12 protein-coding genes and 1 pseudogene are annotated in these 12,733 nt (G+C 35.5%); 4 read left to right on the forward strand and 9 right to left on the reverse strand.

Translation table 11 applies throughout. The features are described 5' to 3' along the window. Positions 1-332 precede the first annotated feature (332 nt). Both ACQKII_RS20065 and ACQKII_RS20070 read right to left on the reverse strand, forming a co-directional pair. Positions 333-479 carry a YjcZ family sporulation protein gene (locus ACQKII_RS20065; RefSeq protein WP_143998842.1) on the reverse strand — a complete coding sequence of 49 codons (147 nt, stop codon included), beginning with the start codon at positions 477-479 and terminating at the stop codon, positions 333-335. Positions 480-878: 399 nt separating this feature from the next. Continuing rightward, positions 879-1,412 (reverse strand): HXXEE domain-containing protein, encoded by a 534-nt coding sequence (locus tag ACQKII_RS20070; protein ID WP_427462248.1) that lies wholly within the window; start codon positions 1,410-1,412, stop codon positions 879-881. Between the two features lie 365 nt (positions 1,413-1,777). On the opposite strand from ACQKII_RS20070, the gene ACQKII_RS20075 reads away from it, so the two are divergent. After that, positions 1,778-2,509: a polysaccharide deacetylase family protein gene (locus ACQKII_RS20075; protein ID WP_427462249.1), complete on the forward strand. Its 732-nt coding sequence runs from the start codon at positions 1,778-1,780 to the stop codon at positions 2,507-2,509. A 175-nt stretch (positions 2,510-2,684) separates the two neighbouring features. On the opposite strand, the gene csaA is transcribed toward ACQKII_RS20075, so the two are convergent. From csaA to ACQKII_RS20090, 3 genes are all read right to left on the reverse strand, one after another. Further along, positions 2,685-3,017 (reverse strand): chaperone CsaA, encoded by a 333-nt coding sequence (gene csaA, locus ACQKII_RS20080; RefSeq protein ID WP_427462250.1) that lies wholly within the window; start codon positions 3,015-3,017, stop codon positions 2,685-2,687. Between the two features lie 276 nt (positions 3,018-3,293). Continuing rightward, positions 3,294-3,419, reverse strand: coding sequence for a zinc ribbon domain-containing protein (locus ACQKII_RS20085; RefSeq protein ID WP_427462251.1), 126 nt, complete (start codon positions 3,417-3,419; stop codon positions 3,294-3,296). A 305-nt stretch (positions 3,420-3,724) separates the two neighbouring features. Continuing rightward, on the reverse strand, positions 3,725-4,672 hold the full coding sequence (locus ACQKII_RS20090; protein WP_427462252.1) for a helix-turn-helix transcriptional regulator: 948 nt from the start codon (positions 4,670-4,672) through the stop codon (positions 3,725-3,727). A 116-nt stretch (positions 4,673-4,788) separates the two neighbouring features. Here ACQKII_RS20090 and ACQKII_RS20095 point away from each other — a divergent pair. Next, positions 4,789-5,315: pseudogene (locus tag ACQKII_RS20095) on the forward strand (dihydrofolate reductase family protein). Here ACQKII_RS20095 and ACQKII_RS20100 read toward each other — a convergent pair. Together ACQKII_RS20100 and ACQKII_RS20105 are read right to left on the reverse strand one after the other, a co-directional pair. After that, positions 5,312-5,545: a serine hydrolase gene (locus ACQKII_RS20100; RefSeq protein ID WP_427462253.1), complete on the reverse strand. Its 234-nt coding sequence runs from the start codon at positions 5,543-5,545 to the stop codon at positions 5,312-5,314. The pseudogene ACQKII_RS20095 and the gene ACQKII_RS20100 overlap by 4 nt on opposite strands. 503 nt (positions 5,546-6,048) lie before the next feature. Continuing rightward, the gene (locus ACQKII_RS20105) at positions 6,049-6,867 is read right to left on the reverse strand and encodes a Ku protein (protein ID WP_427462254.1); all 819 of its coding nucleotides are present in this window, start codon (positions 6,865-6,867) and stop codon (positions 6,049-6,051) included. Positions 6,868-6,971: 104 nt separating this feature from the next. Here ACQKII_RS20105 and ACQKII_RS20110 point away from each other — a divergent pair, with 104 nt between their 5' ends. Beyond that, the gene (locus ACQKII_RS20110; protein WP_427462255.1) at positions 6,972-8,798 is read left to right on the forward strand and encodes a DNA ligase D; all 1,827 of its coding nucleotides are present in this window, start codon (positions 6,972-6,974) and stop codon (positions 8,796-8,798) included. Between the two features lie 236 nt (positions 8,799-9,034). Here the strand turns inward: ACQKII_RS20110 and ACQKII_RS20115 are convergent, their stop codons facing one another. Further along, on the reverse strand, positions 9,035-9,997 hold the full coding sequence (locus tag ACQKII_RS20115) for an MBL fold metallo-hydrolase (RefSeq protein ID WP_427462256.1): 963 nt from the start codon (positions 9,995-9,997) through the stop codon (positions 9,035-9,037). Positions 9,998-10,137: 140 nt separating this feature from the next. On the opposite strand from ACQKII_RS20115, the gene ACQKII_RS20120 reads away from it, so the two are divergent. Continuing rightward, positions 10,138-11,628, forward strand: coding sequence for a methyl-accepting chemotaxis protein (locus ACQKII_RS20120; protein WP_427462257.1), 1,491 nt, complete (start codon positions 10,138-10,140; stop codon positions 11,626-11,628). A 328-nt stretch (positions 11,629-11,956) separates the two neighbouring features. Here the strand turns inward: ACQKII_RS20120 and ACQKII_RS20125 are convergent, their stop codons facing one another. Next, positions 11,957-12,529 (reverse strand): TetR/AcrR family transcriptional regulator, encoded by a 573-nt coding sequence (locus ACQKII_RS20125; protein WP_427462258.1) that lies wholly within the window; start codon positions 12,527-12,529, stop codon positions 11,957-11,959. Between the last annotated feature and the right edge of the window lie 204 nt (positions 12,530-12,733).

Raw genomic sequence — 12,733 nt, forward strand, 5'->3', positions numbered from 1 at the left:
ACATTCGAATTCATGGAACATTAGGCTATTTAACACCCGTGGAATTTAAAAAACAGACCTTATAATTTTTGTCCAGTTTAGTGTTGACATACCAAACATAAACAAAATCATATAAAGTCAATGCTTATATATCAAGATTTGAGGGGTGCAAATATACTTTGTACCCCAAATTTAATTAAAAAAAGAGGGTCACTTGGTGGAAAGTGACCCAAACCAATCAATCTGATGATGATGTAGGGTTTAATTAGAATTTTTACCCTACTATAAATTATGAGTAACAGAAGTTTTGGAGATTATTAATTGTATTTTTGTACATTAAGCAACTATGACAATTAATACATGAAACTAGCGCCGACAATAATTAGAAGAATGAATAGTACAACGATTAGGACGAATGTTGAACTATTTCCCTTGCCATAGTCCATGCCATAGCCCCCACAGCAACTATTGTAATTACCTACATTTCCGGAGTATCCCATAAAAATCCCTCCTTTCTACAATATAATATGTATGTTTGTAGACAGGAGAGGTGTTATTCATCCAATATATAATTCTTTCGTTTAGAGATTTTAAAAATTAATTAATCAGGTTACGTATTAGTAATAAGTCAAAAAAGGGTCACTCATATGAAGTGACCCTTCGTAACAAATCAAGGTGGTGAAAGCTAAATAATTTAGCTTTCATCTATTATTATGTTTGGATAGCTACTATTGTATAGTTTATTGCCTGAGAAATAGATCTAAAAATAAAAAAAGCTGCAGTGTTTGATATTGAAGAGTGCTGTCATGCATAAATCCAACTGAAGAAGCAGAGGCTTTGAAGTAATGAAAGATGAAAACTAAGAAAGATAATGCTCGTGTGAATCAATTAGGTCTTTTTTAAATAACTCTTTTTCCAATCCAATGAGCAGTTAAAATAATCGGAATAATTAGAATGCTGAAAGGTAGGCTTATAAAAATAATTTTCCAGGTAATGATTTCATGAATGAACAATGAGTGATATAAAATGAAACTATATGGAAGTATGATTATTACCGATGTTATTACTCCAGGCGTAATCGCGCGCAATAAAATGGACTGTCCAATATGAGTAAATGCATGGATGAAAAAAACTAATGTCACTGCTATGAAAAAGTAGAGATTCAAGGCTACTCCATTATTTAAATACTGGATTGCCATAATTGTAGAGCTACTGACAAATAAAAAGATAAATAATACAGCAACAGCAAATTGTGCTGTGGACATAGAGAATTGTAAAACTATTCGGTCAGCTATTTTTGAGGGGAATCTTTCATATAGTCTGCAGCGATTGAGAGTTAACCATTTTTCTATCATAATAATTTCTTCGAAGTCATGGAAAATAAATAAAATAGGAAATAACCAAATAAGTGTTTGAACGTCAATCCAATCCATAAATCTACCTCTTTTCAAACGTCTTTAGATGTATCTATTATACAAATTTTACCCATATAACTCAAAATGAGCAAAAATTATACCTTAAATTTCCACTTTAAATAGAATAGGCTCGGAGCTTGCTCGCGGAAAGCCTACCTCATCTCAACAGAATGGAAATATATGTTTTGAAATTCACTCATTATGAGTATGTAAAATAAGTATTTACTGAACGATTTGAAAGGAATATAAAAATTCACTTTAAAGCAGTTTTAATTAGTCATAGCCCTGTAAAAGATAAACATTTTTTTATGCGAAAAATAAAGCATTTTTAAGATGAATCAACAAATAATAAGGACTAACTAAACTGTTTGGGAGGTGAACATTTGAAGAAATTTTATCTATTTTTAATACCCCTATGTGTTTTGGTTATCTCCATATTTTATGTAAGCGAAAGCTCATCCGCAGATAGAGGAAGAAAGTATTATGAAGAGGCAGGGCAAATTGTGTGGGAAATAAAAACAAAAGAAAAAATTATTGCTTTGACCTTCGATGACGGTCCACATAAAAAGTACACGTCCGAGATTTTAGATTTATTAGCCAAATACGATGCAAAAGCAACATTTTTTGTTGTGGGTCAAAATGCTGAAAAAAATCCTGAGGTAGTTTTACGCATGTATGAAGAAGGGCATGAAATAGCTAATCATACCTATACACATCCATTAAAAACGAACGTTCCAAACTTAATCAAGGAAATAGAACAGACGCATGAAACCATTTATAGTATTAGCGGGTATTCACCGATTTTATTCAGACCTGTAGAAGGGCAATATACGGATGCTATGATTGATGCAATTGTAAAAGAAGGATATAAAGTAGTTATGTGGTCTTGGCATCTAGATACGATGGATTGGAAAAGTCCTGGTGTGAATAAAATTGTAGACACTGTCTTAAAAGGTGTAAAGGAAGGAAATGTAGTTCTTTTTCATGATGGTGGGGGAAATCGAGAACAAACCGTAAAAGCCATGAAAAAAATACTACCAGAACTTGAAAAGCAAGGCTATAAATTTGTCACAATTCCTGAACTACTTAAGGCGCAAAAAGAAGATATGAAATGAAAATGCTGTAGCGTCGTCACTCGCTACAGCAAATATTGATTTAAACCCTTTTAAGGTTAGTCAGTAAAAGCATTATAGCACAAGCGGAACAAAACTTGTTAAAAGGGCCAATCAAAATAACTAAAGAAATTTACTACAGTGGATTGAATAGTGAATGAGGTTTAAATTATTGTTTTTAACTAATTTTTGTGCCATTTGGTATTTCTTGATCGGGCGTTAACAGAACAACATCACCTTCTGTTGGAACTCCACCAATCACTAGAACTTCGGATTTAAAACCTGCCACTCGGCGAGGTGGAAAATTTACAATAGCTACTACTTGTTTACCGATGATATCTGCTGGGCTGTATCGTTTCGTAATTTGTGCTGAGGATTGTTTCATTCCTAGTGCTTCACCAAAATCAATGTTCATTTTGATTGCTGGCACCTTTGCTTTAGCAAGTTCTTCAGCTTGGATAACCGTACCAATTCTGATATCAAGTGATATAAAATCTTCAATTGTTGCCATCATAATACCCCTTTAAATAAAATAATTGTTATAAATATAGCATTAAATTGAAAAATATTCAAAAAGTGTAGAGTATTTAAAAATTTTACTATAGGATTCAACTGCCGACGTGCGTGATACGGAAAAAAGAGTAGGGGATATGCCACCAGATGTGCAGATGTGCATTACAGCGCTTAGTGTTGATTTTAACAAATACAGAGGTACCGTAGTTCCTACGGCTTGTTGGTTTAAAATGCGTAAATCTTCGGTTTCAACGTTACAACTAGCATTCATGTCTCAAACGTGAAAAATACCACATACAGGACAAGTCCACTTACGAATAGTGAGTGGCTTTTTCCCGTCCTGAGTTTGACAGTACGAACAGATCTGACTTGAAGGGAACCAAGGGCTCACTTTAACCAATTCTTTTCCGTACCATTCACATTTATAGGTTAAATTTGAAACGAAAATTGACCAAGAACATCAGCTATTGCAAATGATAGTTTTCGATTTCTGCGCATATCTTTTACGTTTAAATCTTCAATACAAATAATTTGTGGTTTTTGACAATCATTGTTGAAAGTTTATTTAAAAAGTATGTGCGCAGATTCACAACTTTTTCATAGTGTTTTGCAATCGAATCCATAAAGTATACGGGAGTTCCATAAGAAGTAGTAACGAATTATGTTAAAGATTATCTTAAAGCATAGGACCAATAAAACCAAAATCTAAGAGTTTGGTGTATCCCGATACATGGTTAAAATCTCTTCTGCCTGTGTTCGTAAATTATCTATTAATTCCGCTGGTTCTAAAATTTTTGCATGACAGCCAAGTCTGAAAAAGAGTGGAGTGATAAAACCAAGTTCCCCTTTGTCGATCATTGCATCAATGCAGCCTGAGCCATCTTCTTTAATTACCAGAAGACCCTCGAAACTTGGCACACTTTTGCATTGACGTACGCCTTCCGTGGATAATTGAACATGCAAACGAATTGGTTTTTTTACTTCATACGAATCAAACCATTCTTCTAAATTCATAAATATTTCTTCATTTTTTTCGGTTGAAACAATTGTTAGAATACGGTCTACACGATATAACAATACTTTTTGTTTATTAAAATCATAAGCTGGTAAATACCATAAACCATCATGAGCATATACACCGATAGGGCGGATATGTTTTGTGGTTGTACCTGATTTCGATTCATATTGTATATGTAGATGACTACCTTCTATCGAGGCCTCTAAAACATCTTTTAAAAAAGGTGTATCAATCGTTCTTTTAGGATTCCAAAAAGCGATGTAGGAACGAATTTTATCTACTTTTATTTTAGCATCACTTTGAAGTGAGCTATATAGTTTATGGCCAGCTGAGTGGATTTCAGCATCAAAAGGCAAGTCATGATAGTAACGGAGAGATTGAAAAGCAAAGAAGATGGAAACAACTTCTTCTTCTGTGAATAAAATAGGCGGTAGCAGTCTATTTGTGAGGACTGTATAGCCGCCGTTTCGACCTTGTTCTGCATAGATGGGTAAACCCATATCACTCAAATCTAAGATATATCGATGAACAGTGCGGATGGATATATTGAATTCATCGGCTATTTCTTGCGCAGTAAACTTTCTTTTTGCATTCGCAAACATCAGAATATCTAATAAACGTTTTGCTTTTGACATTTCTCTCACCTTTTCTTTTTAATCATGCCATTACGTGTCATGTTTTATGTTTAGTATAGTTATTGCGGATGATTTTATCAAAAAGCGATACTCTAAAGAGAAAACGGAACAAACATATGACGAGAGAAGTGATTTTATTTATTGCCACAAGTTTAGATGAGTTTACAGCGAAAGAGGGTGATGATTTACAATGGTCATTCGACACAGAGGGTGAGGGTGACAATGGGTATACGGAGATGTATCAATCCATTGATACAACGATTATGGGGAAAAGGGCATATGATTATGTCGTGGAACAGACAGAATCTTTTCCGTATCCTGATAAAAAATGCTATGTTTTCACTACTTCAGAAACGGGTGCAGATAATTATGTAGAATTCGTTAATGAGGATGTTGTGGCGTTCATCCAAAAATTAAAGGAACAGGAAGGTTCTAAATTTGGATGGTTGGTGGAGCGGGTATACTCGATGCTTTTATGAAGGAAAACTTAATTGATGAATACATCATCACGGTCACACCTCATATTTTAGGTGCTGGTATTCCCTTATTTAAAGAAAAAAATCCACAAATCGAGTTGATATTAATAAATACAAAACGGTATGGTCAGATGGTACAGCTGCATTATAAAGTGAAAAAATCTTAATGTAAATGCAAATAATTTTGTTCTACTAATTTCATCACTAATAGGGCAGTTAAAAATTTACTAATGGAACAGGCATTAAAAATAGTAGTGCTATCAACTTTTTTATCGGATCCTGTTTCAAGCAATCCAAAGTGCTCAGTTTTACTGATTTGACCATCTTCAATTAATGATAAGCTTAACCCATTTACATGGTAATGCTGCATACGTTCTTTGATATCTATTTTCGTCATCTTCACATACCCCCATATTCTGTATTAATTATAACAAAATATACAAATATACGTTCTGTTTTTTCGGCATTTAAAACAAAAAAATTCGTTCTTTCTCGGAGGGCACGGAAAAAGTCCATAAAATGAATTTTAGCCATGGTGGAAACGATTAATCGTTTCTGCCATGGCTTTTTCTTCGATGCCGTTGATTTCCGTTTCGGCGGATGCTTTTCCTGGGGGCGAACCTTGAACCTCCTCGTCGCTAACGCTCCTGCGGGGTCTCAAGCTGTTCGCTAATCCCCCAAAGGATTCGCCGCCTACATTCCAATCAAATAATTTTATCATTTTTCTGAGTTTTTCATTCTTTCCGATTCACACCGGTTTTTGCTATTGAAGAACATTACATTTAAAAAACGTCCGCGGGCTATACGCAAAGCTTCACAGGTTTTTAAAGTCTCTGTGTGGGATTTGCTAAACTTGCTGTTCCGCAGAAGTGTCGCGAAATTTTTATTGTTATTTCGCCCTTACGCATTTTTCTTCGTTTTTGTTGCTCTTTTTCTTGGGCTAGGTTTTTTTGTTTTATCTAACGAAGCTTGGAGTGCCGACATCAAGTCAGTGACATTATCGGGTAATGGACGTTTATCGCTGGCTGAGATTGTATTTGTTGCTTTCTTTTCTTCTATTAAGTCCATGAGTGCGGTTCGGTATTCGTCCGTATATTTTTCAGGATCGAAATCTGTTGTTAATTGCTCAACTAGCATAAGAGCCGTATCAAGCTCTTTCTGAACGACTGTTTGTTCGCTTGGAATATTGGGAACATCACTCACACTTCTTACTTCGTCCGGGAAATGGATGATTTCCATTACGAGGGCGTCTTGATAAACACGTACGATTGCCAATTGCTCTTTTGAACGTATTGTAATTTTGGCAACACCTATTTTACCAGATTCCTCAAGTGTTTTACGTAAAAGAGTATAGGCCTTACCGCCAGTCGTATCAGGAGATAAAAAATAAGTACGCTCAAAATAAATAGGGTCAATTTCTTGTAATTTCACGAAGTCGATAATTTCAACTGCCTTATCTTCATTTTCCTTACGTAAATTTTCTAACTCTTCTTCATCTAGTACGACAAACTTATTTTTTGCATATTCGTATGCCTTCACAATATCTTCTTCTTTCACTTCCTGATTGCAACCTTCACATACTTTTTTATAGCTGATTGGTGTATGACATTCTTTATGGAGCTGGCGTAATTTTATATCTTTATTTTCAGTCGCAGTATGGAGTTTAACAGGAATATTGACAAGTCCAAATGATATACTGCCTTTCCAGACTGTATGCATAGCGTCACCTCTTTTTTATTACTATGTTAGTTTTTGATTATTTTTATGTATCTAAAAAGGAAATAGTCAAAAACTGAAAGAAAAGAATGAAAGTAGTTGTTAAAATGAAACCCATGTTATTAACGGATGTAACGGACACACCTATTGGGGAAGAGTGGCTTTACGAAACGAAATACGACGGTTTTCGCTGCATAGTAGAGTGGGCAAAGGAAGAGCCCATTCTGAAAAGTAGAAATGGTAATGAACTTAATCATTTATTTCCAGAGCTCATTGATTTTTGTCTTCGTATATATGATCAAATAAAACCTTTTTTACCCGTAACACTGGATGGAGAATTAGTCTTTTTAACAAACCATTTTAAAAGTGAATTTTCTATGGTGCAAAAAAGAGGAAGAATGCAAAATAGCGACGTTATTTCTGAACATGCCAAGCGTTTTCCATTTCATTATGTCGTATTTGATTTACTTCAATTTAAAGGTGAAATACAAACAAATCGGTATTTAAAGACACGTAAACAGCAATTAACTAAATTTTTCAATGACTTAAAACTACCGACTACTATCAATGGTGAAGATGTGCGGCTCATCCAAGCCATTGAAAATTTTGAGGATAGTGAAACTCTTTGGCACACCATAATGGCAAATAATGGCGAGGGTATTATTGCCAAGAGAAGGACAAGTAAATGGATAAGCAATCTACGGTCCACAGATTGGTTAAAAATTAAGAATTGGCGATATGCCACCGTTATTGTCAACAAATATGATAAAGGGAATGGTTATTTCCATGGTGGTGTTTTTCAACAGACAGAGTTTAAAGAGGTTGTTATTTTTAGACATGGTATGACGGATGAAGAGCGAAAAACTTTAGTTACCTTCTTTCAAAACAATGGGTCAAAGGTACATGAGACTTGGGAATTGGAGCCGTCAATCTGTGTTGACATAGCATGTATTGATTTTGATGGTAGTAAATTAAGAGAGCCAAGATTTCATGCATTTAGATTAGAGAAGAATCCAGAAGCGTGTAGCTGGCAGCAAATGCAACGTCAACTTTTACCGATCCCAGATAACATACAGATAACCCATCCCGATAAGCCAGTTTGGCCAGAAATAGGCATTACTAAGGATGGTTATTTGCACTATTTACAAACGATATCTTCTTATTTATTACCTTTTCTTCATGACCGTCCACTGACTTTAATCCGTTATCCTCATGGGGCACCAGGGGAAAGCTTTTATCAAAAAAGCAGTCCGGAGAAGCTCCCTGATTTTGTTACAACAGGAAGAATGGAAGAGATTAACTTTATATTGTGCAATAATATCGAGACGCTCTTGTGGCTGGGCAATCAACTTGCACTCGAATTTCATATTCCGTTTCAAACGATTCGTGCAGAGAAGCCAACTGAGATTGTTTTCGACCTAGATCCTCCTTCTGTCGATGAATTTTTACTCGCTGTTAGTGCTGCACGCCAGTTAAAGGAAATATTTGATTATTTTCATCTACAATCCTTCGTTAAAACTTCAGGAGGCAAAGGCTTGCAACTATATATACCGTTACCAGAGAATGCTTTTTCGTATGAGGAAATAAGGATATTTACTGAATTTGTGTGTGTATTTTTATGTCAACAACGACCTGACTTGTATACAATCGAGCGTTTGAAGAAAAATAGGCAAAAAAAGTTGTACTTAGATTATGTTCAACATGCGGCAGGGAAGACCATCATTTCACCATACTCGACGCGAGGCAATAACAAAGGGTTAGTGGCAACGCCGTTAACGTGGGACGAAGTAAATCAGCAGCTGCGCCCAGAAAAATTTACTATTCCTGCAGTTTTAGCGCGTATAAAAGACATCGGAAATCCGTTTAGGAATTTTCGAGACATAGGGGAGAAGCAGGATTTTAAATCTGTGCTTCACCATTTAAGAAATTCATAATGCGAATGGTCCGTTTTACTTTGAAGTTTGCCCTCGTTTTCCTATGAGCAGTGCTGCTTTTTCACTTTTTAGCTGAAATACAGGAGCGTAGCGACGAGGTGATTGAAGCCATGCCCGCGAAAAGCGTCCGCTATAGCGGAAATCAACGAGTTTATATAGATGCTTCTATTTGAGAAGAAAAAACTGTAAACAAACTGAACTGTCCCAAAGAGCTTTGAGACAGTTTTTTGCTGAATTTATGCTTTTAGGTCAGCACCTTTTTTGCCTAGGTAATCGAGAATACCCATTGCCGATACAACTGTATCAAAAGGAATCGTTTGATAGACCGGGTGGTTTTCTGCAATACCATGTTCCTGTAAATAATGATGTAGTATCGCTCGTAAACGGCCATCTAAAAACTTCACTTGCTCTTCAAGAAGATTGGATACCACTAAAGCTTTTTCTCCCTCAGCTAGAAACAATGGCGTCCAGTAACGTACTTGACGATAAGCCTCGATTGGATTTTTGTACGCGCCATAATGACCAAAATATAATTCTGAGACATTTAATTTCTCATATAATTGAATAGATTTTTCCATCGTTTCAGGATCGTATTGATTTGGTGAAGTGGAAGGGATGATTAAATCAATCGCTTCACCCTCCATTTCTGGATAACGAACGCCTGTTGTATCACCAACAAACAAACCATTTGTAGCGGAATAATGCATCGAAACATGATGTTTTGCGTGCCCCTCTGTATGATAAAACGTTAGCTGATGCTTGCCTAATGACAGTACATCTTCATGTCCAATTTCCATAATCCGATCTGAAGAGATAGGTAAAATCGGATCAAAAAGGTGGTCAAATTCTTTCCCATAAACAGCCTTAGCGCTCGCGATCAATCGACTCGGATCAATCATATGTGTAACGCCACGTGGGTGTACGACCAATGTAGCATTTGGACAGCTTTCTAATAATAAACCCGCTCCTCCTGCATGGTCCAAATGAATATGTGTAACAACTACATAGTGAATTTCTTCTAATGCGATATTTAATTCTTTCAATCCTTCCATAATATATGGAACGGATGGACTTGCAGATGTTTCGATTAACGTAATCTTTTCATCGATTAGCAAATAGGAACTTGTGCGTTCCTCACGATTTAAATCATGTGTATCAATGCAATAAAAATTTGGTGCAATTTTCTGTAGGCCACCCATCTGACAATCTCCCTTCACTTTTAAGGATAAATGTTAAAAATTCTCTAAAATACATTTTTTAGCTACAAAAAGTAGCTACTATACTATATAATAATAGAAATATAAACTGAATGTCTATTCATTTTTTAGGGGGATAATAAATGGAGAATAAAATTCGCTACGATACAAGGAAAGTTCATCGTGTTAATTTAGCCATCATCTCGATATTGGCTGTTCTTATTTGTGGGCCAATGATACTTTCAAAAGGTATTGTTTACTTATTTATCGGGCTTGCGGTAATTGCGCTAGCTATATGTAATTACTATTTACCGATTAAAACTTATGTTAAAGGCTTTATTTTTGGCATGATACCTTCAAGTGTTGTTTTTACATTATTTTTACTGGATAGTTTTTCATTGAACAAGCACTATATCTTACTTTGTACAATTGCTATTATTGCGTTGTACTTTAAAAAAGAATTAATTGTATTTTTTGGAGCCCTTACAAACGTCAGTTTTGTTATTTTATATATCCTTAAATCTGAATCACTATTAGGGCCATTCGATGATATCATCGTATTTATTACGCTGCTAGCAATTATGAACGGGGTTATTATCGCATTTTACTTACTTGCTAAGTGGGGAAATGAACTAATCGAGCATGCTACGATGCAACAAAATGAAGTGAGGAGCTCCTTGAATCAGCTCCAAACAACTTTTAATGAGATTGAAAAGAGTAGCGATACACTGGATGTCCACGTTACGCAATTTCAACATACAATGCATCAAATCTCAGGGGCAAGTAAAGAGATTCTTTTAGCTACTGAGGACATTTCTGCTAGTATTCAACAGGAGGCATCTAGTTTGCAAATGATTCATGGTACGATGAAAGAATCAGTGCATTTTGTGAATGAAACGTTCTCTATCTCTAAGGAAACCGTAGCAAAATCGAATGATTTGCAAATGGAGGTTTTGGATGGTTGGGAAAAAATGCAGCAAGCCATGGCACAAATGAGCGTAATGAGTCAGGCAATGAATTCAACAGCAGAGACGGTAAATGAGCTACAAATCAGTTTGCAAACCGTAGATACGTTAGTGAAAGGCATACAGCATATTACTCAACAAACTAATCTACTTGCACTCAATGCGGCGATTGAAGCGGCAAGAGCTGGTGAACATGGAAAGGGCTTTGCCATTGTTGCAGACGAGGTGCGAAAATTGGCTGAGGAAAGTGCTGCAATTACAGTGAGTATTACACATGTAACAAGTACATTGTTAGCAAAATCAACTGAAGCACATCAACGTTCCGAAGAAGGAGAAAATGCATTACAGCAAGGAGAAACGCTGCTACAAGATATTAGTGATTTCTTTCATACATTAAAAAATTCCTTTACGGTAACGAATTTGGATTTAACAAGAGGAATGAATGAATTAAGCAGTGCTATACAGCAGTTTGAACATATTCAAGAACAGATTAAAACGTTGAATCAGATAACTGAGCAAAATGCATCCTCTACTGAAGCGATTTTACATTCTGTGGAGGACGAAAATAAGATGCTTGAAATGATGACTACGACCACTGATCACATTCAAGCGTTAAGTGTGATTTTAAAGTCACTCGTTACGAATAATACATTAAAATCTACTAAATAGCACCAAAGAGCAGGGGATTATTAAAATTCTTCCTGCATTTTTTAAGTAAAAAACTTCTATGTTATGAAATTTTCCATAGGTGGCTTATATAGTCTTATTTGCATTCTATGCAGATATAACAAAGGGGGTAAGGTACATAGACGAATGCTGAAAGGTACAACTATAACGTAAGAAGGCCTTTTAGTGTAGTATCGAAAAATTGGACAGTGACAGAATATGACACAGCTGAAATTAGCCAGGCTGATCTTCGTTTTACACTATCCGCAGGGGAGGTATAGAGGCTATGACTGTTTGTCGCGTCGTAATTTTCTTCATTAAACTGCCCGTTTCAAGTACTTAAACTGTTCTTTGTTAATAAACTTGGTAAGAGTCGGGCAATTGTTTTTAAAGGGTCTGTAGATTTTTTCGTTAAACAAAGCATCATCGCACCTTCAATCGAAGCTGTCATCAACAAAGCAATAGCGGAAGCAGACTCATTCCCAAAGCCTTCATTTTCAAGTTTTGTATAGAAAATGTCTTGAATATTTTCATATAGTGCACTACACGCTTTGTGAACAGGTTCACTTACTGTGGCCATCTCACTAACAATACTGCTAAATGTATAGCCAGAAATGGTACCTTCAACTTCTAAGTTATGAATTAGCGTATTAATCATTGATTGTGTAGCTTCTTTAGTTGATAGATGCTCACTAAAAACACCCTCGATTTCCATCGTAATTGTGTCGTTTAAGGCATGTAAACAAGCAATTAGTAGTTCCTCTTTTCCGTTAGGAAAATGATGATAAAGCGCACCTTTCGTTACGTTACAAGCTTTTAAAATCTCACTGAGATCTACACTTTTGTAGCCTTTTTGCTGAAAAAGGTTTGTAGCAGTAGCAATCATTAGTGATTTTGTGTCCATGTTTCTATATATTCCTCCTAATATACCAACCAGTCTGTTTGTTAGTGTAGCAAAAAAAATATCCATCATATTAGTGTTTTATATACTCTTTTAACAAGTTGAAATTGTAGGTAAATCTGCAAACACTTGTCCATATCTTATTTAGTTTGTTTTCATCGTGACAGTATTTAAGGGTTGTAATTATATTCTTATATATAAATTTGT

Origin of the sequence: Lysinibacillus sp. NPDC048646 (assembly GCF_050272295.1) — a bacterium.
GTDB lineage: Bacteria > Bacillota > Bacilli > Bacillales_A > Planococcaceae > Lysinibacillus.